This window comes from Afifella sp. JA880 (assembly GCF_025379905.1).
Classification (GTDB): domain Bacteria; phylum Pseudomonadota; class Alphaproteobacteria; order Rhizobiales; family Afifellaceae; genus Afifella; species Afifella aestuarii.
The window spans coordinates 1,479,389-1,505,869 of the sequence record NZ_JAOANH010000001.1; the positions used below are offsets into that span (position 1 = coordinate 1,479,389).

30 protein-coding genes are annotated in these 26,481 nt (G+C 64.8%); 15 read left to right on the forward strand and 15 right to left on the reverse strand.

The window, feature by feature from the left end; genetic code table 11:
- Positions 1-3 precede the first annotated feature (3 nt).
- The 5 genes from NYQ83_RS06975 to ribB all read left to right on the forward strand — a co-directional run bounded on the left by NYQ83_RS06975 (position 4) and on the right by ribB (position 4,391).
- Entirely contained in the window at positions 4-519 is a 516-nt protein-coding gene (locus NYQ83_RS06975) for a tyrosine phosphatase family protein (protein ID WP_234629485.1), read from the forward strand.
- The gene (locus NYQ83_RS06980; RefSeq protein WP_261213552.1) at positions 491-1,534 is read left to right on the forward strand and encodes an NUDIX hydrolase; all 1,044 of its coding nucleotides are present in this window, start codon (positions 491-493) and stop codon (positions 1,532-1,534) included. Before NYQ83_RS06975 ends, NYQ83_RS06980 begins: the two co-directional genes overlap by 29 nt.
- A complete protein-coding gene (locus tag NYQ83_RS06985) occupies positions 1,531-2,109 on the forward strand; it encodes a histidine phosphatase family protein (RefSeq protein ID WP_261213554.1) in 579 nt (192 codons plus the stop codon). The genes NYQ83_RS06980 and NYQ83_RS06985 overlap by 4 nt, the downstream gene beginning before the upstream one ends.
- Positions 2,110-2,184: 75 nt before the next feature.
- A complete protein-coding gene (aroC, locus tag NYQ83_RS06990; RefSeq protein WP_261213556.1) occupies positions 2,185-3,282 on the forward strand; it encodes a chorismate synthase in 1,098 nt (365 codons plus the stop codon).
- A 2-nt stretch (positions 3,283-3,284) separates the two neighbouring features.
- Entirely contained in the window at positions 3,285-4,391 is a 1,107-nt protein-coding gene (ribB, locus tag NYQ83_RS06995; RefSeq protein WP_128292384.1) for a 3,4-dihydroxy-2-butanone-4-phosphate synthase, read from the forward strand.
- A 23-nt stretch (positions 4,392-4,414) separates the two neighbouring features.
- Here ribB and NYQ83_RS07000 read toward each other — a convergent pair whose 3' ends face one another.
- From NYQ83_RS07000 to NYQ83_RS07015, 4 genes are read right to left on the reverse strand one after another with little or no spacing between them, the layout of a single operon-like run.
- Positions 4,415-4,693 carry a hypothetical protein gene (locus NYQ83_RS07000; RefSeq protein WP_128292383.1) on the reverse strand — a complete coding sequence of 93 codons (279 nt, stop codon included), beginning with the start codon at positions 4,691-4,693 and terminating at the stop codon, positions 4,415-4,417.
- Complete coding sequence (locus NYQ83_RS07005) at positions 4,693-5,769, reverse strand: class I SAM-dependent methyltransferase (protein ID WP_261213559.1); 1,077 nt, start codon at positions 5,767-5,769, stop codon at positions 4,693-4,695. Before NYQ83_RS07005 ends, NYQ83_RS07000 begins: the two co-directional genes overlap by 1 nt.
- Positions 5,770-5,818: 49 nt before the next feature.
- Complete coding sequence (locus NYQ83_RS07010) at positions 5,819-7,072, reverse strand: class I SAM-dependent RNA methyltransferase (RefSeq protein WP_261213561.1); 1,254 nt, start codon at positions 7,070-7,072, stop codon at positions 5,819-5,821.
- Positions 7,065-7,808, reverse strand: a complete 744-nt coding sequence (locus NYQ83_RS07015) for a TlyA family RNA methyltransferase (RefSeq protein ID WP_128292380.1) — start codon at positions 7,806-7,808, stop codon at positions 7,065-7,067. Before NYQ83_RS07015 ends, NYQ83_RS07010 begins: the two co-directional genes overlap by 8 nt.
- A gap of 78 nt (positions 7,809-7,886) precedes the next feature.
- Here NYQ83_RS07015 and NYQ83_RS07020 point away from each other — a divergent pair, with 78 nt between their 5' ends.
- The 3 genes from NYQ83_RS07020 (at position 7,887) to NYQ83_RS07030 (ending at position 9,451) form a co-directional block, all read left to right on the forward strand.
- The gene (locus tag NYQ83_RS07020; protein WP_261213563.1) at positions 7,887-8,009 is read left to right on the forward strand and encodes a hypothetical protein; all 123 of its coding nucleotides are present in this window, start codon (positions 7,887-7,889) and stop codon (positions 8,007-8,009) included.
- Between the two features lie 368 nt (positions 8,010-8,377).
- Complete coding sequence (locus tag NYQ83_RS07025; protein ID WP_261213565.1) at positions 8,378-8,797, forward strand: ester cyclase; 420 nt, start codon at positions 8,378-8,380, stop codon at positions 8,795-8,797.
- 114 nt (positions 8,798-8,911) lie between these two features.
- Positions 8,912-9,451: a superoxide dismutase family protein gene (locus NYQ83_RS07030; RefSeq protein WP_128292378.1), complete on the forward strand. Its 540-nt coding sequence runs from the start codon at positions 8,912-8,914 to the stop codon at positions 9,449-9,451.
- A gap of 95 nt (positions 9,452-9,546) precedes the next feature.
- Here NYQ83_RS07030 and dxs read toward each other — a convergent pair whose 3' ends face one another.
- The 4 genes from dxs to NYQ83_RS07050 form a co-directional block, all read right to left on the reverse strand.
- Positions 9,547-11,472 carry a 1-deoxy-D-xylulose-5-phosphate synthase gene (dxs, locus tag NYQ83_RS07035; protein WP_128292377.1) on the reverse strand — a complete coding sequence of 642 codons (1,926 nt, stop codon included), beginning with the start codon at positions 11,470-11,472 and terminating at the stop codon, positions 9,547-9,549.
- 121 nt (positions 11,473-11,593) lie between these two features.
- Positions 11,594-11,845 (reverse strand): exodeoxyribonuclease VII small subunit, encoded by a 252-nt coding sequence (locus NYQ83_RS07040; RefSeq protein WP_234629498.1) that lies wholly within the window; start codon positions 11,843-11,845, stop codon positions 11,594-11,596.
- 9 nt (positions 11,846-11,854) lie between these two features.
- Complete coding sequence (locus NYQ83_RS07045) at positions 11,855-12,781, reverse strand: histone deacetylase family protein (RefSeq protein WP_128292375.1); 927 nt, start codon at positions 12,779-12,781, stop codon at positions 11,855-11,857.
- Between the two features lie 97 nt (positions 12,782-12,878).
- Positions 12,879-13,898 carry an L-threonylcarbamoyladenylate synthase gene (locus NYQ83_RS07050; RefSeq protein WP_261213569.1) on the reverse strand — a complete coding sequence of 340 codons (1,020 nt, stop codon included), beginning with the start codon at positions 13,896-13,898 and terminating at the stop codon, positions 12,879-12,881.
- A gap of 176 nt (positions 13,899-14,074) precedes the next feature.
- On the opposite strand from NYQ83_RS07050, the gene NYQ83_RS07055 reads away from it, so the two are divergent.
- From NYQ83_RS07055 to NYQ83_RS07065, 3 genes are read left to right on the forward strand one after another with little or no spacing between them, the layout of a single operon-like run.
- Positions 14,075-15,895, forward strand: coding sequence for an acyl-CoA dehydrogenase (locus NYQ83_RS07055; RefSeq protein ID WP_261213571.1), 1,821 nt, complete (start codon positions 14,075-14,077; stop codon positions 15,893-15,895).
- A gap of 52 nt (positions 15,896-15,947) precedes the next feature.
- The gene (locus NYQ83_RS07060) at positions 15,948-16,703 is read left to right on the forward strand and encodes a crotonase/enoyl-CoA hydratase family protein (protein ID WP_261213572.1); all 756 of its coding nucleotides are present in this window, start codon (positions 15,948-15,950) and stop codon (positions 16,701-16,703) included.
- A 54-nt stretch (positions 16,704-16,757) separates the two neighbouring features.
- Positions 16,758-17,618: an SDR family oxidoreductase gene (locus NYQ83_RS07065; RefSeq protein WP_128292371.1), complete on the forward strand. Its 861-nt coding sequence runs from the start codon at positions 16,758-16,760 to the stop codon at positions 17,616-17,618.
- A 28-nt stretch (positions 17,619-17,646) separates the two neighbouring features.
- Here the strand turns inward: NYQ83_RS07065 and NYQ83_RS07070 are convergent, their stop codons facing one another.
- Both NYQ83_RS07070 and NYQ83_RS07075 read right to left on the reverse strand, forming a co-directional pair.
- Positions 17,647-18,681: a DnaJ C-terminal domain-containing protein gene (locus tag NYQ83_RS07070; RefSeq protein ID WP_261213574.1), complete on the reverse strand. Its 1,035-nt coding sequence runs from the start codon at positions 18,679-18,681 to the stop codon at positions 17,647-17,649.
- Between the two features lie 81 nt (positions 18,682-18,762).
- Positions 18,763-19,185: an RT0821/Lpp0805 family surface protein gene (locus tag NYQ83_RS07075; protein ID WP_164879635.1), complete on the reverse strand. Its 423-nt coding sequence runs from the start codon at positions 19,183-19,185 to the stop codon at positions 18,763-18,765.
- A 72-nt stretch (positions 19,186-19,257) separates the two neighbouring features.
- Here NYQ83_RS07075 and pdxH point away from each other — a divergent pair, with 72 nt between their 5' ends.
- Positions 19,258-19,890 carry a pyridoxamine 5'-phosphate oxidase gene (pdxH, locus tag NYQ83_RS07080; RefSeq protein WP_261213576.1) on the forward strand — a complete coding sequence of 211 codons (633 nt, stop codon included), beginning with the start codon at positions 19,258-19,260 and terminating at the stop codon, positions 19,888-19,890.
- Positions 19,891-19,897: 7 nt separating this feature from the next.
- On the opposite strand, the gene NYQ83_RS07085 is transcribed toward pdxH, so the two are convergent.
- From NYQ83_RS07085 to NYQ83_RS07095, 3 genes are all read right to left on the reverse strand, one after another.
- The gene (locus tag NYQ83_RS07085; protein WP_261213577.1) at positions 19,898-20,506 is read right to left on the reverse strand and encodes a cell wall hydrolase; all 609 of its coding nucleotides are present in this window, start codon (positions 20,504-20,506) and stop codon (positions 19,898-19,900) included.
- 164 nt (positions 20,507-20,670) lie between these two features.
- Positions 20,671-21,306, reverse strand: a complete 636-nt coding sequence (locus NYQ83_RS07090; RefSeq protein ID WP_261213578.1) for a heme-binding protein — start codon at positions 21,304-21,306, stop codon at positions 20,671-20,673.
- A gap of 41 nt (positions 21,307-21,347) precedes the next feature.
- Positions 21,348-22,178: an SOUL family heme-binding protein gene (locus NYQ83_RS07095; protein ID WP_261213579.1), complete on the reverse strand. Its 831-nt coding sequence runs from the start codon at positions 22,176-22,178 to the stop codon at positions 21,348-21,350.
- 129 nt (positions 22,179-22,307) lie between these two features.
- On the opposite strand from NYQ83_RS07095, the gene NYQ83_RS07100 reads away from it, so the two are divergent.
- The 3 genes from NYQ83_RS07100 (at position 22,308) to NYQ83_RS07110 (ending at position 25,185) form a co-directional block, all read left to right on the forward strand.
- A complete protein-coding gene (locus NYQ83_RS07100) occupies positions 22,308-23,558 on the forward strand; it encodes a lytic murein transglycosylase (RefSeq protein ID WP_261213580.1) in 1,251 nt (416 codons plus the stop codon).
- A 9-nt stretch (positions 23,559-23,567) separates the two neighbouring features.
- Positions 23,568-24,494: a cation diffusion facilitator family transporter gene (locus NYQ83_RS07105; protein WP_128292363.1), complete on the forward strand. Its 927-nt coding sequence runs from the start codon at positions 23,568-23,570 to the stop codon at positions 24,492-24,494.
- 202 nt (positions 24,495-24,696) lie between these two features.
- Complete coding sequence (locus NYQ83_RS07110) at positions 24,697-25,185, forward strand: BA14K family protein (protein ID WP_261213582.1); 489 nt, start codon at positions 24,697-24,699, stop codon at positions 25,183-25,185.
- An 84-nt stretch (positions 25,186-25,269) separates the two neighbouring features.
- On the opposite strand, the gene NYQ83_RS07115 is transcribed toward NYQ83_RS07110, so the two are convergent.
- Positions 25,270-25,776, reverse strand: a complete 507-nt coding sequence (locus tag NYQ83_RS07115) for a 2'-5' RNA ligase family protein (RefSeq protein ID WP_246008470.1) — start codon at positions 25,774-25,776, stop codon at positions 25,270-25,272.
- 25 nt (positions 25,777-25,801) lie between these two features.
- Positions 25,802-26,476 (reverse strand): HAD family hydrolase, encoded by a 675-nt coding sequence (locus NYQ83_RS07120; RefSeq protein ID WP_128292360.1) that lies wholly within the window; start codon positions 26,474-26,476, stop codon positions 25,802-25,804.
- Positions 26,477-26,481 lie beyond the last annotated feature (5 nt).

Consider the following 26,481-nt stretch of genomic DNA (forward strand, 5'->3'; position numbering starts at 1 on the left):
AAAATGCCGGAAATCTACGTCTGCCCGCTGTCGAAGCTTGCGGCGACCGTCGAACAAAGTGGCGCCCGCCACATCGCCACCTTGATCAATGCCGGTACCGAGGTGCCGCGCCCGGAAAGCGTGCCGCAGGACAACCACCTCTTTCTCGGCTTCAACGACATTTCCGAAGCCATGCAGGGCATGACCCTGCCGGCCCAGGAACATATCCGGCGCTTTCTCGATTTTGTGGAAGCCTGGGATCGGACGACGCCGCTCGTCGTGCATTGCTGGGCGGGTATCAGCCGCTCCACCGCCGGCGCCTTCATCGCCTTTTGCGCCCTGCGTCCGGATGTGAGCGAAGATCTCGTCGCGAGACGCCTGCGCCAGCGTTCGCCGCAGGCGACCCCCAACCGCCGTCTCGTCGCGCTCGCCGACGCCTATCTGAAGCGGGACGGACGCATGATTGCGGCGATCGAAGCGATCGGCCGCGGCGCCAACGCGTTTGAAGGCAATGTCTTCTCCCTTGCCATCGACGAATGAGCATTCGCTCGCTCCCGCCTCCGAAGCGGGGGCCGAGGGCGGCGCGCGCATCGAAGTCGGCCTCAACGCCGCCATCGTGGCGGTCGACCGGCTGACGCCGCTCATCCTCGTCGTGCGGCCAGGGGAAACGGAGGGCGAGGACGGACTGCCCTTCGGACCTTTCGACCCGATCGAGCATCGCACCATGGAGATCGGGCTCCGCGCCTGGGTGGAGGAGCAGACGCGCCTCAAGCTCGGCTATGTGGAGCAGCTTTACACATTCGGCGATCGCGGGCGCCATGCAAGGCGCGGCGATATCGGCCCACATGTGATGACCATCGGCTATCTCGCGCTCACCCGCCGCCTCGAAGACGATGAAACGGCGTTGCGGGAATCCGGAGCCCAGTGGCACCCCTGGTACGCCTATTTTCCCTGGGAGGATTGGCGCCAGGGCCGGCCTGCCATTCTCGATGCCGCGATCGAACCCTTGCTGAAGCGGTGGTGCGCGATGGCGCCCGCGGCGGAACGGCCGGATCGGCCGCTTGCGCGCCAGGAGCGGGTGAAAATCGCTTTCGGCTGGGATGGCCTCCCCTGGGACGAGGAGCGTGTGTTGGAGCGCTACGAACTGCTCTATGAGGCTGGGCTGGTGCCGGAGGCCGGGCGCGACGGGCGCCAGAGCGCCGCCTTATGGGAAGATCTGCCGCGTCTCGGGCGGCCCATGCGCTTCGACCACCGTCGCATCCTCGCCACGGCCATCGGGCGCCTGCGCGGCAAGCTGAAATACCGGCCGCTCATTTTCGAGCTCATTGCCGATTCCTTCACTCTCACCGAATTGCAAAAGGTTGTGGAAGCGATTTCCGGACGACATCTGCACAAACAGAACTTTAGGCGGCTTGTGGAACAGACACGAGTCGTGGAACAAACCGGCGAAACCAGCATCTCAACAGGGGGCCGACCGGCCGCCCTTTTCCGGTTCAGGCGAGATATCATGAAAGAGGGTGCCATGGGCGGATTGCGACTGCGAGCTCGGCTATGAGAGATGTCCTTCTGCTCATTCGCCACGGTCAGACGGACTGGAACCTGGAAGGCCGCTTTCAGGGCGCGCGGGAAGTTCCGATCAATGCCGTCGGCCGCGAACAGGCACGGCGCAACGGCCGGGTGCTGCCCTCGCTTCTCGGCGAGCATGACTGGCAGTTCGTCGCCTCGCCGCTCGGACGCGCGCAGGAAACGATGCGCATCATTCTGGAAAATGCCGGCAGGCCCGACCAGCCCTTCGTCACGCACGATCCTCTAAAGGAAGTCTGCTTTGGGGCATGGGAGGCGCGCACGCTCAAAGAGCTTCGCGAGGCCGATCCAGAAGCCGTCGCGGCCCGCAAGCGTGACAAATGGAATTACGTGCCTCCGGAGGGCGAGAGCTACGCCATGCTCGCCGAGCGTTTCGGCGAATGGTTCAAGACGCGCCAGGGCCGCCACGTGATCGTGGCGCATGGCGGCATCACACGGGTGGCGCTCCATCTCCTTTCGGGCATGCCATCTTCATCCGTGCCGCAATTCTTCATTCCGCACGACCGGATCATCGCCATCTTCGACGGCAAAGCGCTTGTAATCTGAGGTCGCAGACCCTTCTATCGGCCGCCAAAACCTTCTAGAAACGGCCCTGTCCAGCCGGGGCGCCAAGAAGCGCAGATGTCTCACAATTCCTTCGGTCAGCTTTTCCGCATCACCACCTGGGGCGAAAGCCACGGCAAAGCGATCGGCTGCGTCGTCGATGGCTGCCCGCCGGGAATTCCGATCACGGAAGCGGAAATCCAGGCCGAGCTCGACCGCCGGCGGCCGGGACAATCGCGGTTCACGACGCAGCGCCAGGAACCGGATCAGGTCAAGATCCTCTCCGGCATCTTCGAGGACGATCGCACCGGTGGGCCCGTCACCACCGGCACGCCGATTTCGCTCCTCATCGAAAACGTCGATCAGCGCTCACGCGATTATTCCGAAATTCGCGACCGCTACCGGCCGGGCCACGCCGATTACACCTACGACGTCAAATACGGTGTGCGCGATTATCGCGGCGGGGGCCGGTCCTCGGCCCGCGAAACGGCGATGCGGGTCGCAGCCGGAGCGATCGCCCGAAAAATCCTGCCGAACGTGTCGATCCGCGGCGCGCTCGTCGAGCTCGGCGGCATCGCGATCGACCGCGACCGCTTCGACTGGGCGGAGACCGCCAACAATCCCTTCTTCTCGCCCGATGCGGAAGCGGCCGAAAAATGGGCCGCCCATCTCGACGAGATCCGCAAGTCCGGGTCCTCGGTCGGGGCGATCGTGGAGGTCGTGGCTGAAGGCGTGCCGGCGGGCATCGGCGCCCCGATCTACGGCAAGCTCGACCAGGATCTTGCTTCGGCGATGATGTCGATCAACGCGGTGAAGGGCGTCGAAATCGGCAATGGTTTCGAAGCGGCGCGCATTCGCGGCGAGGAAAACGCCGATCCGATGCGCGCCGGCAATGACGGGCGGCCGCGTTTTCTGTCCAACAATGCCGGCGGTGTTCTGGGCGGCATTTCCACCGGACAGCCGGTGGTCGTGCGCTTCGCCGTCAAACCCACCTCTTCCATCCTGACGCCGGTGCCGAGCGTGACGGCGACGGGCGAAGAGGTCGACGTCTTCACCAAAGGCCGGCACGATCCCTGTGTCGGCATCCGTGCTGTGCCGGTGGGCGAGGCCATGATGGCGCTCGTCCTTGCCGACCATTATCTCAGGCAAAGAGCCCAAAGCGGCAGTCAGATATAGATATGAGCGAACAGGTTGGAAAAGTCGCGGAGGCGATACGCGCCTTCGAACGCGGCGAAATCGTCGTCGTCACCGATGACGACGACCGCGAGAACGAAGGCGATCTCTTCGTCGCCGCGGTTCATTGCACGGCGGAGAAGATGGCCTTCATCATCCGCCATACGAGCGGCATCGTCTGCGCGCCGCTGCCGCGCGACATGGCGGAACGGCTGCGCCTCGATCCGATGGTGAGCGCCAACGACGCGCCGCTCAACACCGCCTTCACCGTTTCCGTCGATTTCCGTCACGGCCTCACCACCGGCATTTCGGCCGAAGAGCGCACGGCGACCGTGCGGGCGCTCGCCAATGCCAATACCGGTGCCGCCGATTTCGTCCGTCCGGGCCATGTGTTCCCGCTTCTTGCACGCGACGGCGGCGTTCTCGTCCGCTCCGGCCACACCGAAGCCTGTGTCGATCTCTGCAAGCTCGCAGGCCTGCCGCCCGTCGGCGTCCTCTCCGAGCTCGTCAATGACGATGGCACCGTGGCGCGCGGCGAGGAAGTTCGGGCTTTTGCCGAAAAGCACAATCTCGTGCGCGTCTCCGTTGCCGACCTCATCGCCTGGCGGCAGCGCAACGAGAAGCTCATCGAGCGCGTCACCGAACAAAAGATCTCCACGCCTGCCGGACCTGCCACGGCCTACAGCTTCGTCACTCCGCTCGATCCCATGGATCATCTCGCGATCGTCTTCGGCGATATCCGCGACGGGAAGGAAATTCCGGTGCGCCTGCATCTGGAATCCGTCCTCGACGACGTCTTCGGCACCAAAAAGATGCTCGACGACGTGATGCAGGATTTCGCCAGGCGCGGCCGCGGCGTCATCGTCTATCTGCGCGACGGTTCCGTCGGCGTCGCACGGCAGTCACGGCGCATGCGCGACATCGAGGGCGGCGAGGCCCACGCTTCGGCGGAAGGCCGCAAGGAAGCCTGGCGGGAAGTCGGCCTCGGCGCACAGATCCTGCGCGATCTCGGCGTGCACTCGATCCGGCTGCTCGCCACGCGCGAGCGCCATTATGTCGGCCTCAAAGGCTTCGGCATCGAAATCGAAGATACGGAAATTCTCGACGGCTGAGGTATCGGCCGGCGTTTTGAGCCTTAGACGACGGGCCTGCGGGGATAGCGCCGCGGGCTCGTTTTCCTGAGGGTGCGCCCCAGCCGTCCTGCCCGCCGTTCCAGAAAACCGACGCAGCGATCGAAAAGCGGTGCCCGGATGCGCACGCCCGTGACGAGACGGGTGGCCGAGCGGCTCGAGGCCACGATCAAAACGAGCGACAGCGCAAAAAGCGGCGCACCGAGGGGGATCGGTGTCGCGATGAAGGCGACGCCGACGATGAAACAGAGAAACGCCAGGAACAGGATCGAAACTCGCCGCATCAGCTGGGCCGTTCCTTACGAAACTCCATGACCTTGGAAAAGAAGGCGTTGCGGCTTTCCTTGAGGACGAGCCCGTGCGGCGCGAAAATGCGCGCCAGATCTTCCTTGAGATAGCCCTGGTAATAGGGCTCGTGGAAGAGCTGCGGGAAGACTTCCAGAATCCCGTCATAATCCGGCGCGTCGCCCGTCTGCAGCGAATCGACCAGAACGAAGGTGCCGCCCGGCTTCATCACGCGGGCGATCTCTTCCGCCACCTGGCGGCGCACCTTCGGCGGCAGTTCGTGGAAGAGATAGATGGCCGTCGCGACGTCGAGGCTCGCATCGGCGAGCGGCAGCGCTTCGGCCTTCGCGACGGACGGTCTCAGCGTCGCCACGCGGCCGATATGGCGGCGCGTCTCGTTCAGGTAGGATTCCGACAGATCGGTCGCAAAAAGCGGCAACCGCGGATAGGCCCCACGCAGCTCCGCCGTGAACCGGCCGGTGCCGCAGGCGATGTCGGCGGCCAGACAGGCGCGTTGATCGCGGCCCTTCAGAGCGTTGGCGACCGGCACGAGCGCCTGACGGCGCATCGCACCGGCAGCGCCCGAGAAGAGAACTTCCACCTGCATATCGTAGAGACGGGCGGATTCCTCGGTCATCCAGCCGCCGCTCTGGAAATGGAAGTTCTGCATGTAATAGCGCGGCCGGCGACCTTCGAAGGTGGCGCCAATCTCCTGGTGAGCGCCCTCGCGGCGGCGGCGCGCGACCTCCGGCACATCGGCGAAAAACGCGCGCGAGGTCGCGACGAGCTGGCGGAAATCCGCCTCTTCACCGCCCGGCAGAGGGTAAAGGCCGGCCCGCGCATTGGCATAATCGCGCGCCAGAAGGGCCGCCACGTCCCGCAACAGCTTTCCCATCGAAGGAACGGGCGTGGAAGGAGGCTCGACACGCGGCGTCGCCTCGGGATGGCGCGCTGCAATCCGGCGCACCATGCGGCGCATCACGAGGCCATGGCCGGTGTACCAGGCGACGCGCGCACCCTGCGTCGCCGCATAGCGCATTCCGCTTGTCCAATCCTCTATCGACACAGACGCCATGAACCTCTCCTGAGACAGAAATGGGGTGCGCGAGCGCGGAAGTCGAGCGCTATTCGCGTTCCAGGAGAGCGACTGCTTCCGTCTCCGCTGAATAGACGAATTGGTCGATCGGAGTCACTGATTTTAATCGATAACCGCCATCCACCAGAATGCGCAGATCGCGCGCGAGGCTGGCCGGATTGCAGGACACGAAGGCAATGCGTGCGACCTTCGAAGCGGCAAGGCTTTCCGCCTGCGCCCGAGCCCCATCCCAGGGCGGATCGAGAATGACGGCGTCGAAACGGGACAGCTCGTTGGGCGCCAAGGGAAAGCGCAAGAGATCGCGGGCGAGCGTCTCCACCGGCTTCAACCCCTCGGCTCCGCGCACGGCATTGGCGAGTGCGGCAAGCGCCGCTCCTTCGGCCTCGACGGCCGTCACCCGTGCCGTGCGGCCGGCGATGAAGGAAAACGTCCCGAGCCCGGAGAAGAGATCGGCGACACGCTTTGCGCCCGCGCAATGTTCCGCAACGAGCCTTCCCATCGCCGCTTCGCTCTCGCGGCAGGCCTGAAGGAAGGCACCGGGCGGAGGTGAAACGTTGACGCCCCCGACCTCGAGCTGCGGCTCTTCGAGCTGGAACAAAATATCGCCGTCGACGACGAGGCGGGCGACGCCCTGTCCCGCCAGAAGCTCGGCGATGCGCGCCGCCGAGGCGGCCGGCACGGCGCCGGCCCCCTCGCCTGCGATATCGAGCCCGGACCGCGTCTCCAGAACGGTGAGACGAAGCTCGCGTTTGGGGCGGGCGAGGATCTGCGCCAGGCGACGCAGAAGCGGCAAGGCGGAGACGATCGTCGGACGGACGACGAGGCATGTCGTCAGATCGACGATGCGCCGCGAGCCGCGTTCATGAAAGCCGAAGAGGATTTTCCGCCCTGCGAGCGTCGCCGAGAAGACGGCACGACGCCTGGCGCCAAACGGCGCGCCGAAGGTCGGGCGGATTTCCGTCTCAAGGCCGCTCTTGGCGAGCGCGTCGACGACGAAGCGACGCTTCAGGAGGCGCGTCTCCTCGATCGGCAGCATCTGCAGCGCACAGCCGCCGCATCCTCCCTGGTGCGCGCCGAGACGCGGGCCGAAATGCGGACAGGGCGCCGTGACCCGGCCCGGCGCGGCTTCCACAATCTCGACGGCTTCGGCCCGCCGGCCGCGGCGCTCGACGCGCACGCGCTCGCCCGCGAGCGTGTAGGGGACAAAAAGCGGTCCTTCCGGCGTCTCCGCGACGCCATCTCCGCGATGGCCGATGCGGTCGATGTCGACGATGTCACTCACGCCAGGCCCCAAGGCAGAATTCCTGGTTGCCGTCGCCTCCGGTGAAGGGCGCCGGACAAAGCCCCACCGCGCGCCAGCCGAGCCGTCCCTCGAGCCAGTCTTTCAGCGCCTCGGCGGCGCCTTCTGCGGCCTTTCGGTCGCGGACGATGCCCCCGCGCCCGAGTGCCTCGCGGCCAAGCTCGAATTGCGGCTTGACCAGAAAGACGCCCCAGCTCCCGGGCGCGGCGAGTTCCAACGCCGGCGGCAGAGCGAGCCGGAGCGAGATGAAAGAGAGATCGGCGGTTATCGCCTGCACGGAATGTCCATCGAGATGCGCCTCTGAGAGATTGCGGGCGTTGACCCCTTCGACGAGCTGCACGCGCGGGTCGCCCGCAAGGCTTTCATGCATCTGGCCATGGCCGACATCGATGGCGACGACATGCTTTGCGCCTCTTTCCAGAAGAACCTGCGTGAAGCCGCCGGTCGACGCGCCAAGATCGAGGACCGTCAGGCCTTCGGGCTCGAAGACGAAAGCATCGAGCCCGGCCTTCAGCTTCATGGCCGCTCGCGACACATAGGCGGCAGCGGGATCGCCGATCGCCAGGGCCGCATCGGCCGTCACCGGAGTTGCGGGCTTCAGCGCCGTCTCGCCGTTCACGGTCACCGTCCCCCGGCGGATCGCGTCGCGGGCACGGGCGCGGCTCGGCAAAAGTCCGGCCGCGACGACCGCTTCATCCAGGCGAAGACGCGCGCTCATCCGGCCGCCCTCATGACGGCTGGCCAGCTGGCGCCTGCTTTGGCGAAGCCCAGCGTGGCGACAAACGAGAGGAGTTCAATGCAAAACGATATCAGCGAGCACAAGCTCATGAGCGAGCAGCGTATAGGGTTCGTCGGGATGGCCGCCGAATATCATGAAAAGCGCTGCAAGCGCAGTCAGAATGCACGCAATCAGCAGTGAAACCCAGAGCCGCATCCGAAACCTCGCCCATTACGGGAATCTTCTCAAATTCCGAAGCGGCTGCCTATCGGACACAAAGCCGCCGTCTGGAGCGAGATCGGGCTCTTGCACCCTCATTTCTGGCTGTAGGGAAGCAAACTAAAATGCAACCCATAAATGTATATTCAAATCATAATATGAGATCGCATCGTCCCCTTCATCTCGGCCAAGCGATGGTCGCGACGCACAAAACCGCGAAGTCGTAGCCTCGCAACGATGCGTGGAGCGTTGTGTCGAGAGCGCCTCTCACCGCGGGACGAAAGCGACATATGTTGCCGGCCGACCGCGCAAAGATAGATGCGAAAGCGCCAGTTTCGCGAGGGATGCGCATGGATCTGCAGGAAATTGCCGCCTTTTACCGCGCCTATATCGACTGCCTGAACCGACAGGATTGGGAGGATCTTCACCTCTACGTCAGCCGCGATGTCCACCATAACGGCAGGTCGCTCGGTCTGCATGGGTACGAGGCCATGCTCATGGAAGACCACAGATCGATCCCTGATCTCCATTTCAAAATCGAGCGTCTCGTTTGCGAACCACCGATGATCGCAAGCCGGCTTTGGTTCGACTGCACGCCGGCCGGAACACTGTTTGACCTGCCGGTGAACGGCAAGCGCGTGCAGTTCAGCGAGAATGTCTTCTACGAAGTCGAGAATGGACGGATCCGGAACGTCTGGTCCGTCATCGACAAAGCGGCCGTCGCCGCACAAGTCTCCGGCGCCGAGTTCAGCCTGGGTGGGAGCGCGTAGGAGCCGGCACATCGGCCAGGAGCTTCGGTCTTTTCCGCACGCACGGACGCCTTACGGAACTTCATGTCGAAGCTCGTGTTGGACAGGCAAGCAGCAACTCAAGGGAGACCCGATATGCGACTTCTCGCCATCGCCGCCTGCGCACTCATGGCAAGCCCCGCGCTGGCACAGGATGTCTCAAAAGACAGCGCCTTCTCCGGACCGATTACCGGCAAGGACGGGACGATCGGCGAGGCGCATCTGACGGATACTCCCAACGGTGTGCTCGTGCAGGTCGTCATCAACGAGGGTGCGCTTAAGCCCGGCGTGCATGCCCTGCATTTTCACGAAACCGGCGATTGTTCGGATGCGCCCGACTTCAAGAAGTCCGGCGGCCATTACAATCCGACCGACGCCAAGCACGGCATCATGACCGAAGGCGGCATGCATGCCGGCGATATGCCGAACTTCGAGGTCGTCGACGGACAGGCGACCAATATCGACGTCTTCAACACCCGCGTACGCTTCAACGAAGGTGACGCGCCGCTGATGGATGACGACGGCTCAGCGCTGATGATCCATGCCGGCGCCGACGATTACACCAGCCAGCCATCCGGCGATGCCGGCAGCCGCGTCGGCTGCATGGTGATCGACGACGAGCAGGCCCAGCAGTAAGGCGCACGAAAAAAAGCGCGGCGATCTCTCTGCCGCGCCTGTTTCGCCTATTCTGGATAGAATCGCGGCCCGGCCATTGCGCCGGGCCTTTTTCGTCAGGCGCGGGCCGCCTCCGGCACGTCGCGGCCAAGCGCGTGGAAAACACGCGCCACGATCGCCTTCGCGTCGAGCTCGCAGGCCGCGTACATCACTTCGGGCTTGTCGTGGTCGATGAAGCGGTCGGGGAGCGTCATGGTGCGGATCCGCGCGCCCTCCTCCAGCTTGCCGGCATTGGCGAGGAAGGAGAGCACACGGCTGCCGAAGCCGCCATCCGATCCCTCTTCGATCGTCACCACGACCTCATGCTCGCGGTGCAGCCGCAGCACGAGATCGGTGTCGAGCGGCTTGACGAAGCGGGCATCGGCCACCGTCGTCGAAAGACCGCTGCGCTCCAGCGTTTCGGCCGCCGAGAGAGCCTCCACCAGCCGTCCGCCGAGCGACAAGATCGCAACCTTGGTGCCTTCCTTGAGGATACGGCCGCGACCGATCTCGAGGATCTCGCCGCGCTCCGGCATTTCCACGCCACGTCCCTCGCCGCGCGGATAACGGAAGGCCATTGGGCCTTCGTCATAGGCGACGGCGGTGCGAACCATGTTGCGGAGCTCGGCCTCATCGCCGGCTGCCATCACCACCATGTTCGGAAGACACGACATATAGGCGACGTCATAAGCGCCGGCATGTGTCGGCCCGTCTGCGCCGACGAGGCCGGCGCGGTCCATGGCGAGACGCACGGGCAGGTTCTGGATCGCCACGTCGTGGACGACCTGATCGTAGGCGCGCTGCATGAAGGTGGAATAGATCGCCGCAAAAGGCTTCATGCCGTCGGCTGCGAGCCCGGCCGCGAACGTCACGGCATGCTGCTCGGCGATGCCGACATCGAAGGTGCGCTCGGGGAACTCCGACTGGAAGATATCAAGACCCGTGCCGGCCGGCATCGCCGCCGTCACCGCCACGACCTTGTCGTCTTCCTTGGCCTCCTGCACGAGACTCGTCGCAAAGACCTTCGTATAGGACGGGGCGTTGGAGAGCCCTTTGGCCTGTTCGCCGGTGATGACGTTGAAGCGCGAGACACCGTGATATTTGTCGGCGGATGCCTCCGCCGGGCCGTATCCCTTGCCCTTGCGGGTCACGACATGGACCAGCACCGGCCCCTTATGCCCGTCGCGCACGTTGCGCAGGACCGGAAGGAGATGGTTCAGATTGTGACCGTCGATCGGGCCGACATAATAGAAGCCGAGCTCTTCGAAGAGCGTGCCGCCCGTCCAGAAACCACGCGCATATTCTTCCGCGCGCCGGCCTTTTTCGTGCAGCAAATCGGCAAGCGGAAGCCGCTTCGCAAGCTGCTTGGCGGCGTCGCGCAGAGACAGATAGGCCTGACCGGAGACGAGACGCGCGAGATAAGCGCTCATCGCGCCGCTCGGCGGAGCGATCGACATGTCGTTGTCGTTGAGGATGACGATGAGCCGGGAGCCGAGATGCCCCGCCTGGTTCATCGCCTCGTAGGCCATGCCGGCCGACATCGCCCCGTCGCCGATCACGCAGATGACATTGAAATCCTCATCCTGAAGATCGCGCGCCACGGCCATGCCGAGGCCGGCGGAGATCGAGGTCGAGGAATGCCCGGCGCCGAACGGATCGTAGGCGGATTCCGCCCGCTTGGTGAAACCGGAGAGACCGCCGCCCTGGCGAAGAGTGCGGATACGGTCGCGCCGCCCCGTCAGGATCTTATGCGGGTAGCATTGATGCCCCACGTCCCAGATCAGCTTGTCGCTCGGCGTATTGAAGACGCGGTGGATGGCCACGGTGAGCTCTACGACGCCGAGGCCCGCCCCGAGATGGCCGCCGGTCACAGAGACGGCGTCGATCATTTCAAGACGCAATTCATCGGCGAGCTGCCGCAGATCGCGATCGCTCAGGCGGCGAAGATCTTCCGGAGATTTGACCTGGTCCAGAAGCGGCGTGTGAGGAGTAGTGTCAGACATGACATCCTACGAATGCAGGAAAAACGAGTTCAGACCTTAGCCATTCGGGCTGTTTGGCGCAAACCGGAAGACGCCGCAAGCGACGCCTGGACGCGGCAAAAAGCAATGGCGGCGTCAGCAATTACTCGGCATCGAGGGGAACGGTGCCGGCCGCATTGCCGTCGCTGCCGGCCCGGATCTTCTCCACCCGCTCTTCCGCCTGCGACAACAACGTCTCGCACCGTTTCTTCAGCTTCTCGCCGCGCTCATAAAGCGCCACCGAGCGCTCCAGCGGCACCTCGCCGCGCTCCAGGTCCGTCACGATCTTCTCGAGTTCGGCAAGCGCGGTCTCGAAAGACATCGTTTCGATCGCGTCGCTCTTGTCGTCATTCATCAAGCTGCCTCATGCGCTCATCAACATGCGGATATGGGCGGCGGCGGAGACCGCCAGACCGCGCAGATCGTATCCGCCCTCCAGCACCGAGACGAGCCGGCCGCCGGCATGGTCATCGGCCAGATCCATCAGCTTGCCGGTCGCCCAGGCGAAATCCTCGTGCTCGAGATTGAGCTCAGCCAGAGGATCGCGGTGATGGGCGTCGAAACCGGCCGAGATGATGATCAGGTCCGGGGCGAAATTCTTCACCGAAGGCAGGATGCGTTCGTTGAAGGCCTCGCGAAAATGGTCGCTGCCGTCTCCCGCGGCAAGGGGGGCGTTGACGATATTGCCGACGCCGGTTTCGGAGCGGGCGCCCGTGCCGGGATAAAGCGGCATCTGGTGCGTGGAGGCATAAAGCACGCTGGCGTCGGACCAGAAAATGTCCTGCGTGCCGTTGCCGTGGTGGACGTCCCAATCGACGATGGCCACGCGCTCCAGCCCATGCTGTTTCTGCGCGTAGCGCGCTATCACGGCGGCGTTGTTGAAGACGCAAAAGCCCATGGCAGTGTCGTTTTCCGCATGGTGCCCGGGCGGACGGATCGCGGCGAAGGCATTGTTCACCTCGCGAGACACCACCGCATCGACGGCGCGGCAGATGGCGCCGATGCCCCGCAGACAGGCATTCCACGAGCCGGGCGACACGACGGTGTCGGCATCGATGCTGGCAAGCCCCACCTCGGGAATGGCGCGGTGCACGCGGTCGACATATTCCTGCGGATGCGCGAGAGCGGCGACATCCTTGTCCCCGAGCGGAGCCTCTTCGCGCAGGAGCGAGGAAAACGCCTCGTGATCGAGCGCCGCATGCAGCGCTTTGAGGCGATCCGGCCGCTCCGGATGTCCCGGCGCGGTCAGATGGTCGAGGAAGTCGGCGTGATGAAGGAGAAGTGTCGTCACCAGCAAGCTCTAGCAGGGCCGTGCGGCCAAGTCATGGGGGCGTAACATTTCCGCCAAGGTTGCATCGGACGCAACGAGCATTTTGGATGACGCCCGCTCAACCGGAAGAGGCGGGACCAGGCCGTGGCGCCGCCGCGCGGCGCAGACGGTCGGCGATCGCCTCGCCGAGACCGTGCGAGGGGATCGGCGCGACAGCGATCACCGCGGCCCCGCTTTCATCGAGCGCATGAAGGTCGGAGAAAAGCCTGGAAGCCGCTTCGACGAGGTCGCCGGTGACGCTCAAATTCCGGCTCACGACGGCCACAGCGGCGTTTTCCGGGGGCTTTTCCCCGAAAGCGAGCAGCGCCTCGCCGGCTTCGACGCGCGTCGCATTCAACCGCAGAGCGGCCCGCGGGGCATAATGGCTCGCCAGCATTCCAGGCGCTTCCACATGCGCGCCGGGTGCGAGACGCCGCAATCTGCGATCGAGAAGCTCTTCGATCGCCTCCGCAGCCAAACCGCCGGGACGCAGAAGCCGCGGCCCTTCGTCGCTGATTGCAACGATGGTCGATTCCAACCCTACCGTGCACGGTCCGGCATCGATGACGGCATCGATTCGATCGCCAAGCTGTTCCAGAACATGGTCGGCACTCGTCGGGCTCAATTGCCCAGAGCGATTGGCGCTCGGCGCCGCGAGCGGCCGCCCGAAGTGGGCAATGAGTTCGGCCGTCGGCCCTATCGGGCGCCGCAAAGCAATATTCTTCTGCCCCGCCGTCACCAGCGGATGCACGACGGGCTCGCCCGCAAGCGGCCCGCCAGACGGAACGGCCAGCGGCACAACCAGCGTCAGCGGCCCCGGCCAGAAATGCGCCGCCAGACGGAGCGCATCGCCCTTCAGTTCGCCGCAGCGGCCCGCCATCGCGGTATCGGCCACATGCGCGATCAACGGGTTGAAGCGCGGCCTGCCCTTGGCTTCGAAGATCCGCGCCACTGCCTCGCCATTGGTGGCGTCCGCCGCCAGCCCGTAGACGGTTTCCGTCGGAATCGCGACGAGACCGCCAGCCCGCAGAATGTCCGCTGCCTCGGCAAGAAGCTCGTCGTTGCCGGTTTCCTGCCAGAGCAGTCTTTTGGCGTACATTCCACTCCATCGCTTGATTGCAGCTTACGTCAACGGCACATAAGGCGGTGCTGCCGATTTGGATCGCGCGCGCTGCCTGCTCCGTCAAGTCAGCGCCGTGTCGAAGCTTTAAAATTGGTCGAGCCAAACGAGACGAGTTCAGGGGGAAACCGACAAATGCCCCAGGGAGGAGCCTGATGTATCGCGCACCCGTTGCCGAGATCGCCTTTACGCTCAAGCATGTCATCGGCCTGTCGCCGGCCATCGAGGCCGGCCATCTGGGCGAGCTGAGCGGCGACCTTCTGGACGCCATTCTGGAGGAGGCGGGCCGTTTCGCTTCCGACGAGATCGCGCCCCTCAATAAGATCGGCGATCAGCGTGCGTCGACCTACGACGACGGCGGCGTGACATTGCCGGAAGGCTGGGCGAAGACCTATTCCGCCTGGTGCGAGGCCGGCTGGAACGCGCTGTCGGGACCGGAGGAATTCGGCGGGCAGGATCTGCCGGTGTCGCTCGCGGTCGCCGCCTTCGACATCTGGAACTCCGCCTGTGCGGCCTTCGCGCTCGGCCCGACTTTGACCGTCGGCGCGGTCGAAGCCCTCAAGCTGCACGCCACCGAAGAGATCAAAAAGCGCTATCTCGCAAAGCTCGTCTCCGGCGAGTGGACCGGCACGATGAACCTGACGGAGCCCCAGGCCGGCTCCGATCTCGGAGCGCTCCGCTGCCGCGCGGAACGGCGCGACGACGGCACCTACCGCCTCTTCGGGCAGAAGATCTTCATCACCTATGGCGAGCACGATATGGCCGGCAATATCGTCCACACCGTGCTGGCCCGCCTTCCGGACGCACCCGCAGGCACCAAGGGCATCTCTCTCTTCCTGGTGCCGAAATATCTCGTCAACGAGGACGGCTCGCTCGGCGCGCGCAACGACGTCTTCTGCGCCGGGATCGAGCACAAGCTCGGCATCAATGCTTCTCCGACCTGCACGATGCTCTACGGCGACGGCCATTACGGCGACGAGCCGGGAGCCGTCGGCTATCTCATCGGCGAGGAGAACCGCGGCCTCGCCTGCATGTTCACGATGATGAACAACGCCCGTCTCATGGTCGGCATCCAGGGCGTGGGCGTCGCTGAACGCGCACTTCAGGAGGCGACCGCCTATGCGTTGGAGCGCCGTCAGGGGCGCGCCCCCCACGCGCCGAAAGACGGCGAGATGAGCCCCATCGTCGAGCACCCGGACATCCGCCGCACGCTCCTCGCCATGCGCGGGCTCACCCAGGCGAGCCGCGCGATCTGCTATGCCTGTGCACATGCGATCGATCTGGCGGAAGCCGGTGCACCCGGGCCGGAGACGAACGGCGATGGCAGGCGCTTCTGGAACGAGCGCGCGTCTCTCCTCACGCCAATTGCAAAGGCGTTTTCCACCGATTGCGGCGTCGACGTCGCCTCCATGGGCATCCAGGTCTATGGCGGCATGGGCTATATCGAGGAGACGGGAGCGGCCCAGCATCTGCGCGATGCTCGCATCTTCCCGATCTACGAGGGCACCAACGGCATCCAGGCGATCGATCTCCTGACGCGCAAGCTGCCGCAATCGGACGGCGCCTGCGTGCGTGCCTATCTTGAGGAACTCTCCGCGATCGCCGAGGCCGCGCGTGCGTCAAACCGCGACGAGATGGGAAAGATCGGCGAGCGGGTGGCCGCCTCGATCGCGCATTGCCGCGCGGCGGGCGAATATCTCCTCCAGGAGATGGCCGAAGGCCGGATGGAAGGCGCCTTGTGCGGTGCCACTCCCTATCTCAGGCTCTTCGGCCTGACGGCCGGCGGCGCCTATCTCGCGCAGGGTGCGATCTCCTCCGATCCGACCGAAAGCGAGGCGGACCGGCTCAGGATCGCCACGGCGCGCAGCTTCTGCGAACGGCTCTGTCCGCAGACCGAGGCGCTGCTGGCGGAGATCAAGGAAGGCGGCCAGTCGGTTCTCCAGGTGCCGGCGGAAACGCTTGCGAGCTTCCAGTGAAACGAGCCCCCTCAATGACATCCGGCCCGGCAGGGCGAAGCAGGAAGGATTTATGAGCGACATCGTCATCGAAGACCGCCCGACGGAGGGCGACGGTCTCATCCGCATCATTCGGCTCAACCGGCCGCAGAAGAAGAACGCGCTGACGACCGCCATGTACCACGAGATGGTAAAGGCGCTGCGCGGTGCGGCCGAAAACGAGGAGATCGCGGCCTGCGTGTTTCTCGGCCAGCCGGGCACGTTCTGCGCCGGCAACGACATCGCCGATCTCGTGCGCGTGTCGGGCGGTCAGGGGATCGCGGAAGACATCCTCAATTTTCTGAAAGAGCTTGCCGTCAGCGACCGGCCGCTGATTGCCGGCGTCGACGGCCTCGCCGTCGGCATCGGCACGACGCTCCTCATGCATTGCGACTACGTCGTCGCGTCGGAGCCGAGCACGTTTCGCACGCCCTTCGTTGATCTCGCACTGGTGCCGGAGGCCGCGTCGAGCCTGCTCGCACCGCGCGTCATGGGTCATCAGAAGGCTTTCGAGCTCCTGGTCATGGGGGCATCTTTCAGCGCCGAGGACGCGGCGATCGCCGGTCTCGTCAACCGCACGGTGCCGGACGGTGCCGCCGAAGAGGCGGCTCTTGCGGCAGCAGCCCGTCTCGCCGCCAAGCCCCGGCAGGCGATGCTCGCCTCCAGGCGGCTTCTGCGCGGCAATGGCGAGGACGTCATGGCGCGCATCGACAAGGAGGCCGCTCTCTTTTCGGAGCGGCTGCAAAGCGCGGAGGCGCAGGCCGCCTTCGCCGCTTTTCTCAATTCATAAGAGCTTCAGGGAGAAACGAATGCCCAGGATTTTTTCGACCGAAGGCGGCTGCTCATGAGCCTTTCCGGCAAGACGCTGTTCATCACCGGGGCCTCGCGCGGCATCGGCCTCGCCATCGCCCTCAAGGCCGCGGCCGATGGTGCCAATGTGGCCGTCGCCGCCAAAACGGCACGCCCGCATCCGAAACTCGAAGGCACGATCTTCACGGCCGCCGAGGCCATCGAAAAGGCCGGCGGGAAGGCGCTGCCGCTCGAAGTCGACATCCGCGAGGAGGCGGCCGTCAAGGAGGCGGTGGCGAAGACGGCCGAGACCTTCGGCGGCATCGACATCGTCGTCAACAACGCCTCCGCCATCCAGCTGACGAAGACGCCCGACACCGAGATGCGCCGCTTCGACCTGATGCATCAGGTCAATACGCGCGGCAGCTTCCTCGTCACCAAGACGGCGCTGCCCTACCTTGAAAAGTCGGAGAACCCGCACGTTCTCATGCTGTCGCCGCCGCTCGACATCACCGAGAAATGGTTCGCACCGCATGTCGCCTATTCGCTGGCGAAATACGGCATGAGCCTTTGCGTTCTGGGCTTTGCCGGCGAATTCCGTCCGAAGGGGATCGCGGTCAACGCGCTGTGGCCGCGCACCACCATCGCCACGGCGGCTATCAAGAACGTCGTCGGAGGAGACGCGATGATGCGCGCCTCCCGCAAGCCGGACATCCTGGCGGACGCGGCCTGGCGCATCTTCCAGAAGCCGTCACGTGACTTCACCGGGAATTTCCTGATCGACGACACGTTTCTGGCCGGAGAAGGCGTCAGCGACTTCGATCAATACCGGGTCGATCCGACGGTGGCTCTGCAGCCGGATTTCTTCCTGCCGGCTGACAGCCAGCCGCCGGCCTCTCTGAAGCCGGTCGGCTGAGTCTCTCAGATGATCCCGTGAAGAGGACTCAGGCGGAGGCTTTGCGCTCCGCCTTGGTCGCGCGCCACTTCTTCATCAACGCTTCCAACTCCGCATCATGCGTCTCCGGCAGTGTGATGCGGAGGGAGACGAGAAGATCGCCACGGCCGCCCGTTGACGTCGGAAGGCCTTTGCCTTTGAGCCGCATCACCCGCCCGCCGCTGGTGTGCGGCGGCACAGTCAGGCTCACATTGCCTTCGATAGTCGGAACCGTCGCCTTGCCGCCGAGGACGGCATCCTCCAGCGAAACGGCGACGTCCGTCCTGAGATCTGAGCCGTCCACCTTGAAGCGCGGATGCGGCACGAAACGCACGGTGATCCGCGCATCGCCCGTAGGCCCGCCCTGCGGAGAGGCATAGCCCTGGCCGCGGAGGCGGATCACCTGACCGTCCTTCACGCCTTTCGGCAAGGTCAGCGCCACGTCGCGCCCGTCGGGCAGCGTCACGGTGGGCTTCTTCCCGGCCACAAGGTCTTCCAGCGTCACAGCGACTTCAGCCTTCAGGTCGGTGCCTTTCGGCGGCTGCGCCGAAGCGCCTGCCCGCCGTCCCGCGCCAGCCTGGGGGCCGGCCCCCTGCGCACCACCGAAGGCGCCGAAGATGGAATTCAGCACGTCTTCCTCATCCATCCCGCCCGTATGCGTGGCGCGAGGCCCGCGGCCTCCGCTGGAAAACCGGAAGCTGCGCGCACGTCCGCCGCCGCCGCCCCGGCCGAAGCTTGAAAAGATATCGGAAAAACTGCGTGGGTCGAAGTCAGCATTTTGCGCACCACCGCCGGCAAAACCCTCGAAGCCGGCAAAGCGAGGCTTGCCCTCGGCATCGATCTCGCCGCGGTCGAACTTCTCACGCTTGTCCTGGTCCCCTAGGATCTCGTAAGCGGCATTGACCTCGGCGAACCTCTCGGCCGACGTCGGATCGCCAGCGTTGTGGTCCGGATGGTTGGCCTTCGCCAGCTTGCGGTAGGCGCGCTTGATCTCGGCGGCGCTCGCCGTGCGTGACAGACCCAAGACATCATAGGGGTCGCGCATGGATCTCCTTTCCCGATTTGGCATAACGTACGGCCAAAATATGGGAACGGCACGTTGAAAATGCCACTGTCGCCCGCACGCCTAACTCGGCTCGGTCGCGAGAGCCTCCATTTGCACGACGCCGCTTGTCTGGTCCTTGCACAATGTGCCGCCGAATCGGTGGACCCCGCCGACGCTCGTCACCGTGGCTTCGATGTCGCGACAGGTGCGGGTGGCGTTTTGCTGGATATGCGACAGCGGCCGCACCTTGCCGGCCGAACCGGTGACCTCGTTGATCCAGTCGATGCCGTCCTTCGGCAGGGTGTCGATGCCGGCGATCCCGGCCGTCTGGCCGATTCGTGCGGCATCGGAATAAGACAACGCCTCCGGCAGCGGCTCCTGCACGACGACGGCAGGTCCGATCGAACCGGTGGTGATCGCTGGGCTTTCATCGGCGCGACCGCCGAAGGGTATCGTAATGGAGCCGCATCCTGCGAGACTGACCGAAAGCAAGGCAGCCAGCACCGTTTGCTTCTGGAGGAGCGGGCCTTCACCGTGGTAGGGGCTGATACGCGACACTGATTAACCGACACCAAAATGACTCTTCCGCGAAAAGATGCCCCCTCAGAGTTAACAAGCGGTGACTTTACCGCCTACGGTGATCCCTTTTCCCTCTTCGGAGATTGGATGCGCGAGGCGACCGCTTCGGAGCCGAGCGATCCCAATGCCGTCGCCGTGGCAACCGCCGACGAGACGGGGCTGCCGGATGTGCGCATGGTGCTTCTGAAGAGCTGGGACGAGCGCGGTTTCGTGTTCTACACCAACCTTGAAAGCCGCAAGGGCGAACAGCTCGCGGCCAATCCCAAGGCGGCGATGTGTTTCCACTGGAAGTCGCTCGCCCGTCAAATCCGCATCCGCGGCAATGTCGAGGCCGTGTCCGACGAAGAGGCCGACGCCTATTATGACAGCCGGCCCCGAATGAGCCGGATCGGTGCCTGGGCAAGCCGCCAGTCGCGCCCTCTCGAAAGCCGCTTCGCACTGGAAAAGGCCGTGGCGACCGAGACCGCCCGCTTCGGCACCGGCAAGGTGCCGCGGCCGCCCTTCTGGAGCGGCTTTCGGCTGGTGCCCGTCCAGATCGAGTTCTGGAATAATGGCGCTTTCCGTCTGCACGACCGGGTTCGGTTCACCCCGCACGACAACGGCTGGCAGAAGCAACGGCTCTACCCCTGATCGCGCCTCAGGCACGCGCCTCCAGATAGAACAGATGCGTGCCGATCTGGCCGGTCTGCTTCAGCCGGTTCGCCCAGCCGGGCGCCACGTAATCGGCGTGATAGTGCGTGGACTGCCAGAGAGGCCCTTTCCAGAGGCCCTTGGAGCCGCAGCCCTTCCTGCACGCCAACAACCATTTGGCGCGACGCCGGACCTCGCGCCAGCTCTCCTTGTCGGCGACAAGATCGGGCTTGCCGTCACAGGCGAAAGAGAACTGGCAGCGATTTCGCTTCTCGGCGTTCTGAAAGACCACGCCACAGATCGTGTCGGGATAATGCTGGTCCTTGACCCGGTTGAGGATCACACGCCCCACCGCGAGCTGTCCCTTGGCGGTCTCGCCACGCGCTTCGAAATAGAGCGCCTTGGCCAGACATTCGCTCGCCGCCTTTGACGGCATCTCCGACGCATCCGCATGCTTGCCCGCAGGGCCCACCGAAACCGGCCTCGGTTGAGGCAACTGGCCCTCGTAAATCTCCGCCGCATGCGCATGGCCCGCGGCGAGCAGCGTTGCACCAAACAGAAGCGCAGCCGCACCCCGTGCCGCGCCTTCGAAGGCGCGCCCGATATATCCCATCATTTTCCCTTTGCCGCATGGGCGGGGTCAAAGCCCCGCTCTCTTCCCGGAGACGCGCTTCGCGGAGAAGTTGGGCGACAATGCGGAACGGATGGGGAGATTTCCGGACGGGCTTAAGCTTCGGACAAGGCTCACGAATCCGGATTTCGGGGCAATGTGCCCCCGGCTCAGGTGGAAATGGGGAGAATGACCTCGTGCTGACGGCCGAAAGGAAGGGCATGAGAAAGCCCGTAATAGGCGTAGAAAACCGCCCCCTCGGCTTCAAGTCCTTCATCCTCCACAAAATCTTCCAGCATCACGCGATTGATGCCGAAGGCAGCGGGCTCCGTCGAAGAGAAACGAAGAACGGCGACGCGCTGCGCCGGCACCGAGATGAGCCGCAGGCGCGGATCGGCGCTTTCGAAGCCACAATCAGCTCCCCGTGCCGCAATGAGAGGCAGACGGACGGACCAGCGCCCATGGGCGAAATCGGCACCGTCCCCATCGGCTCCGTTTGAACGCAGGGATTGCATCACGGGATCGAGAAGCGCGGCCCGCCCCTGCCCGTCTCCATCCACCGCGCTCAGACGTTCGAAGGCTCGCTGAAGCGCGTCTTCGCGACCACCGTAGAGAGACATCTCCAAGGCGTGAAAAGCCGGATAGTCGCGAATTTCATAATCGCCGTCGCGGTAAATCACGCGCCCGCGCAGCATCGGACGCCGCGGGATGATGCGCTCGATCGCATAGGCGCCGAGGCCGAGACCCAAAAGCGCCGCCCCCAAGATCAAAGCGGGCCCGGCCTTGCCGGACCCCGCTCGTTTCACGGACGGGGGCTCGCTGCGAGCCCCTCGGGAGAGGTCCGTCCTCACGCCTCGCTGACCTCCACCATGATCTCGTTGCGGCGCATGAAGCCCGGGGTCATCGGCGGATTGTAATAGGCGTAAATCGGCTCGCCGATCGCCTTCAAACCGTGATCTTCGATGAAGAGGCGAAGGGCCTCCAGATTCTCCAGCGCCAGACGGTCGTTCATCTGGCCGGAGAACCTGACGGCGGCCACGCGACGCGGGGACATCTCCTTCAAGACCACATCGTCCTGCGCCGGCTTCGGCAGATCCGCCAAATTCCATTTCGCCGGCATGATGAAGCGCACGGCCCAGCCGCGCCGCCGGCCATTCTCGCCGACCACCGGCGCCTGCACGACGGGGGCGGTCATGGCGATCTTCTTACCCGGCCGCTGGCGGGCGAAAATGTAATCGGCGAGCTTGTGGAAGCCGGCCTTCAAGGCCTGGTCGCGGCGCCCCGTGGCGTGGGCCTCCGCTACCACCTGCTTGCCGTATTCACGAACCTCGAACTCGCTCTTGCGATCGACGACGTCGTAATCGGGCTCTTCGATGTAAAGGCTCGTGCGGCGCGCGGCGTAGATCGCACCGCCGACGAGGACGAGCGCCGCGCCGGCTGCGACGAGCCCGGCAACGCCCGGGCGCTCCCGCACGTAATCGGTGCCGTGATGATACCATTGCGCGGGTCGATCATACCAATTCGGTTCGGGGCGTCGCCACGGATTGGCACGGCGCGCTCGGCGCGTGACGTCATGGCCCGTATCGGCGACCGAACGTCCTCGCTCTTCGAGATTGTCCTGGAGTTTTCCGAGCGTATCGCGGAGTTCGGCGTAGCTGCGGGAAAGAGCGTTCGGCATAGCATTCTCCTTGTTCAGGCGAGCGGCAGCGCCTGCCGCACGGTTCGTGGAATGGGAACGCGTCGGTGGCCTTACGGTTGCCCGCAGGAAGGGGTTTCCGTTTCACAAGGGACATGATCTCATCGCGCCATGCGAAATCTTTCGATCCTCACAGCCGCCCGCGGCGGCCGCGCACCGCGTCGGGTCCTCCCGCTGGCGCTCCTGATCTGTCTCTGCCTCGTTTTCTCTGCCGAAGAGAGCGCAGCCGACACCTCCTGCCGAAACGGACAGAGTTTTGACGCCTGGCTCGCGGACTTCGCCGCGGAAGGCGCCAGGAAGGGGCTGACGCGGCGAAGCCTTGCGCAGCTCCAGGGGCTGAGCCCCGACAGCAAAGTCCTGTCACGCGACCGCGGTCAGCCGAGCCTTTCTTTGAGTTTCACGGATTTCGCCGACCGCCTCATCTCGCAGAACCGTCTGTCGCGCGGGCGCGCCATGCTCGACCGCTATGCCTCGACCTTCGCGGCGATCGAACGCGATTTCGGTGTGCAGGGCCCTGTGCTTGCAGCCTTCTGGGGCCTTGAGACGGATTTCGGCGGCTATATGGGGGAGTTCTCCTCGCTCCGTTCGCTCGCCACCCTCGCCTATGATTGCCGGCGTTCGGAGCTTTTTCGTGAAGAACTCTTCGCAGCCCTCGTGCTTCTGGAACGCGGCGACCTGACGCCGGAGGAAATGCGCGGAGCGTGGGCGGGCGAGATCGGACAGGTGCAATTCACGCCCTCGAACTATCTGAAGTTCGGCGTCGATTATGACGGCGACGGACGCCGCGATCTCGTCAAGAGTGTGCCCGACGCGCTCGCCTCGGCGGCGAAGTTTCTGCGCCATCTCGGCTGGCGCGCCAACGCACCCTGGCTCGAGGAGGTGGAGGTCGGCCCGAACGTCCCCTGGGACGAGGCGGGACGGGGCCGTTACCGCAGCCGTTCAGAATGGGCGCGAGACGGGGTGAGGCGCCGTGGTGGCGATCGCCTGCCCGCAGATCGTGTGGATGCAGCCCTTGTTTTGCCGATGGGGCGTGACGGGCCGGCATTTCTCGCCTATCGCAACTTCGACATTTTCTGGGAATGGAACAATTCCTCGAATTATTCGCTGGCGGCCGCCTATTTCGCCACGCGCCTCGCCGGAGCACCGCCGATGCGGCGGGGAAATCCGGCCGCCATGCTGTCCTCAAAGGAGCTCCTCGAAGTGCAGACGCGTCTCAATCGCCTGGGCTATGACGCGGGGCCGCCGGACGGGCGGCTCGGCCAGAAGACGCGCGCAGGCGTGCGTGCGGCCCAGCTTGCCTTCGGCCTCCCCGCGGACGGCTATCCGACGCGCGCCCTACTTGAGCGCCTTCGCCGGCAATAGGTTCGAGCAGTGCCAAACACATCGCCGCAGACTGCGCCGAAGGCTGCACCGGCGACCTATGCGCTCGGCTCCATTGTCGTCGCATTGGCCGGGATTGCGCTGAAGCTTCTCGCCTGGAAGCTGACGGGCTCCGTCGCCCTCTTTTCCGATGCGCTCGAGAGCCTGGTAAACCTCGCCGCAGCCGCCGGAGCCTTCATCGCGCTGCGGCAGGCCGCGCGCCCACCCGATGCGGGACACCCTTTCGGGCACCATAAGGCGGAGTACTTTTCAGCCGTCGCCGAAGGCATCCTCATCATCGGCGCAGCTCTCGTCATTCTGAATGAGGCGTGGCAGGCTCTTTTCGGTCCTCGCGTCCTCGACGATCTCGGGATCGGACTTGCCGTCAACGCTCTCGCCGGCGTCCTCAACGCCGCCTGGGCGGCGCATCTTTTGCGCCAGGGCCGCCATTTCCGCTCCCCTGCCCTCATCGCGGATGCGAAGCACCTGTTCGCCGATGTGGCGACCTCCGTCGGCGTCATCGGCGGCGTGCTGGCGGCTGGCCTCACCGGCTATCTCATTCTCGATCCGCTTCTCGCCGCGCTGGTCGCGATCAATGTCTTGTGGTCGGGCTGGCATCTCGTCCGCGGTTCCGTCGGCGGCCTCATGGACGAAGCCGCTCCTGCCGAGATCCGCGCCGAAATCCAGGAGCTCATCCAGGAACACGGGGCGGGCTCGCTGCAGGCCCATGACCTGCGCACACGCGTCGCCGGCCAGCGGACGTTCCTGGAGTTTCATCTCGTCGTTCCGCGCGCCATGACGGTCGCTGAAGCGCATAAGATCTGCGATGCGATCGAAGATGGGCTCCGGCACAGGCTCGGCGACATCCACATCGCCATTCATGTGGAGCCGAGCGAGAAGGCCAAAGCCGAGGCCGAGGTGATCATCGCGTCAGAATAGGCGCGGCTTTGGGAGCTACACCGGGCTCATGACCCGGAACGAACCCGCCGCGAGGTTTAGGGCCGGCCTCGTTTCCAAAATCGCGCAAACTCTGGCATCTGCCTGACTTGCCTGCAAAAATGACGGCGGCGAAGGAACAAATTCACAGACATCGAGATTTCCGCTCGCGAAGGGGGCTTTCCCATAAGCCAGGAGAAATTGGATGTTTAAGAGGAGCCTTCGCGCGACATGCGCGATCGTTGCGGCAACGTTTGCGCTCACGGCCGCGCCAATCGCGACCGCGGCGCCGGCGCTTCCGAGCCTCGTCATCGCCGATCAGAGTTCAAGCCAGATCCAGCAAGTGCAGTGGGATCGCCGCGACCACCGTTGGGACCGGCGCGACAGGCGGCATCACCGCGTCGATCGGCGCCACGACCGGCGCCATTGGGACAAACGCCGGCACGGCCCGCGCTACCGGCACCGCCGCCCCGGCTACACCCATTACCATGACGGCTATTACTACTCGACGCCGTGGTGGGCTGCTGCCGCTGTCGGCGCCATTATCGGCAGCAAGATGGGCAATAGCGGCAACGCCAATGCGCGTTCGCACGTCGCCTGGTGCAACGATCACTATCGCTCCTACAATCCGCGGACGGATACGTATACGGGCTATGACGGACGGAAGCATCGCTGCGACAGCCCATACAACTGATCGCCGCAAACGCTGACGAATGATCCTGCCCCCGGTCTTTGGCCGGGGGCTTTTCGCATCGCCCGTTTCCGGCCGGAGCCCGACCTAACCTCGAAACGGAAAGATGGCCTCGCGCTGCCACGGCCCGCCGAGATAGCGCCACAGGATGAGCCCCTCGCCGCGACCTTCGAAGGGCCGCAGCGCAATGTTCAACTCGCGGCGCAAGGTTTCCGCCTCCGCCGTCGTGACCTTGTTCTGCAGAGTGACATGCGGGCGGAAGCCGGCACTGTCCTGAGCCGTCAGGAAGGGCGCAAATTCATCGGCGAGATCGCGCCGCAGCGCCGACAAGGCCGGCGCTTCGACGGCAAGCGCAACGCCGCCGCCGAGGGATTTCACCCCTTTGAAGGCGAGCGGGATCTTCCGCTGTCGCCGTGCTGCCTCCTCGAGCACTGGACGCAGAAGGCTCTTGCGCTCGCCCGGCAGAGCGTGAAACAGCGTCAGATGCGCGGGAACCTGATTGCGCTCCGGCGGATAATGCGCACGCCGCAACGCATCGAGCCGCGCGAACGTGGCATCATCGAGTTTCAGCGTCAGAACGAGGGGCTGCGCCACTACGACACTCCGGATGTGAGAGCCCTTAAACGAGGCTCCAATCTGCGAGCGCTTCAACCGTCGCCGGCACATCGCGGAGCCGGTTGACGACCGTCGTCGCACCCGCATCCATCAGCGCTTCGGCATGACCCGGCCAGGTGTGGGACGCGCCGGTGAAACCGATCACGCGCATGCCGGCGGCGACCGCTCCGCTGACGCCATGGACCGAATCCTCGATGACGAGCACGTCCGCCGGTTCGACGCTGAACTCCTCGGCTGCGTGCAAAAACACGTCCGGGGCCGGCTTCTGCCGGTGCTGGCGCACCTCGACCGCCGAATAGATGTACGGGCGAAAGCGGTCATAGAGCTCGGTGCGGCGAAGCTCCATCTCCAGGCGTTCAGACGTCGAATTGGAGCAGATGCAGCGCGCGGCATCGAGCCGGTCGAGCATTTCGTGCGCCCCCGGGACCATTTGCAGTTCCGTCTCCAGGGCGTTGTCGAGTTCACTTTCCGAACGTGCCCGGATGGTGTCGGGCAGGTTCTTACCGAGCTCAGCCTCCGCCTCGGCGAAGATCTGATCTGCGGTCAGGCCTGCGAAACGCAGCGAAACCTCTTCGGGGGTGATTTCCATCCCGGCTTCGCCGAGAAGGCGGGCCGTGACGCGCGAGGCGATGATCTCAGAATCGACCAGGACGCCGTCGCAATCGAATATAACTAGCATGCCCT

What these genes read in the sequence shown, in the direction of transcription:
- NYQ83_RS06975 (WP_234629485.1), top strand. Translation starts at nt 4, where the DNA reads ATGCCGGAAATCTACGTCTGCCCGCTGTCGAAGCTTGCGGCGACCGTC.
- NYQ83_RS06980 (WP_261213552.1), top strand. Translation starts at nt 491, where the DNA reads ATGTCTTCTCCCTTGCCATCGACGAATGAGCATTCGCTCGCTCCCGCC.
- NYQ83_RS06985 (WP_261213554.1), top strand. Translation starts at nt 1,531, where the DNA reads ATGAGAGATGTCCTTCTGCTCATTCGCCACGGTCAGACGGACTGGAAC.
- aroC (WP_261213556.1), top strand. Translation starts at nt 2,185, where the DNA reads ATGTCTCACAATTCCTTCGGTCAGCTTTTCCGCATCACCACCTGGGGC.
- ribB (WP_128292384.1), top strand. Translation starts at nt 3,285, where the DNA reads ATGAGCGAACAGGTTGGAAAAGTCGCGGAGGCGATACGCGCCTTCGAA.
- NYQ83_RS07000 (WP_128292383.1), bottom strand. Translation starts at nt 4,693, where the DNA reads ATGCGGCGAGTTTCGATCCTGTTCCTGGCGTTTCTCTGTTTCATCGTC.
- NYQ83_RS07005 (WP_261213559.1), bottom strand. Translation starts at nt 5,769, where the DNA reads ATGGCGTCTGTGTCGATAGAGGATTGGACAAGCGGAATGCGCTATGCG.
- NYQ83_RS07015 (WP_128292380.1), bottom strand. Translation starts at nt 7,808, where the DNA reads ATGAGCGCGCGTCTTCGCCTGGATGAAGCGGTCGTCGCGGCCGGACTT.
- NYQ83_RS07020 (WP_261213563.1), top strand. Translation starts at nt 7,887, where the DNA reads ATGCAAAACGATATCAGCGAGCACAAGCTCATGAGCGAGCAGCGTATA.
- NYQ83_RS07025 (WP_261213565.1), top strand. Translation starts at nt 8,378, where the DNA reads ATGGATCTGCAGGAAATTGCCGCCTTTTACCGCGCCTATATCGACTGC.
- NYQ83_RS07030 (WP_128292378.1), top strand. Translation starts at nt 8,912, where the DNA reads ATGCGACTTCTCGCCATCGCCGCCTGCGCACTCATGGCAAGCCCCGCG.
- dxs (WP_128292377.1), bottom strand. Translation starts at nt 11,472, where the DNA reads ATGTCTGACACTACTCCTCACACGCCGCTTCTGGACCAGGTCAAATCT.
- NYQ83_RS07040 (WP_234629498.1), bottom strand. Translation starts at nt 11,845, where the DNA reads ATGAATGACGACAAGAGCGACGCGATCGAAACGATGTCTTTCGAGACC.
- NYQ83_RS07050 (WP_261213569.1), bottom strand. Translation starts at nt 13,898, where the DNA reads ATGTACGCCAAAAGACTGCTCTGGCAGGAAACCGGCAACGACGAGCTT.
- NYQ83_RS07055 (WP_261213571.1), top strand. Translation starts at nt 14,075, where the DNA reads ATGTATCGCGCACCCGTTGCCGAGATCGCCTTTACGCTCAAGCATGTC.
- NYQ83_RS07060 (WP_261213572.1), top strand. Translation starts at nt 15,948, where the DNA reads ATGAGCGACATCGTCATCGAAGACCGCCCGACGGAGGGCGACGGTCTC.
- NYQ83_RS07065 (WP_128292371.1), top strand. Translation starts at nt 16,758, where the DNA reads ATGAGCCTTTCCGGCAAGACGCTGTTCATCACCGGGGCCTCGCGCGGC.
- NYQ83_RS07070 (WP_261213574.1), bottom strand. Translation starts at nt 18,681, where the DNA reads ATGCGCGACCCCTATGATGTCTTGGGTCTGTCACGCACGGCGAGCGCC.
- pdxH (WP_261213576.1), top strand. Translation starts at nt 19,258, where the DNA reads ATGACTCTTCCGCGAAAAGATGCCCCCTCAGAGTTAACAAGCGGTGAC.
- NYQ83_RS07085 (WP_261213577.1), bottom strand. Translation starts at nt 20,506, where the DNA reads ATGATGGGATATATCGGGCGCGCCTTCGAAGGCGCGGCACGGGGTGCG.
- NYQ83_RS07095 (WP_261213579.1), bottom strand. Translation starts at nt 22,178, where the DNA reads ATGCCGAACGCTCTTTCCCGCAGCTACGCCGAACTCCGCGATACGCTC.
- NYQ83_RS07100 (WP_261213580.1), top strand. Translation starts at nt 22,308, where the DNA reads ATGCGAAATCTTTCGATCCTCACAGCCGCCCGCGGCGGCCGCGCACCG.
- NYQ83_RS07110 (WP_261213582.1), top strand. Translation starts at nt 24,697, where the DNA reads ATGTTTAAGAGGAGCCTTCGCGCGACATGCGCGATCGTTGCGGCAACG.
- NYQ83_RS07120 (WP_128292360.1), bottom strand. Translation starts at nt 26,476, where the DNA reads ATGCTAGTTATATTCGATTGCGACGGCGTCCTGGTCGATTCTGAGATC.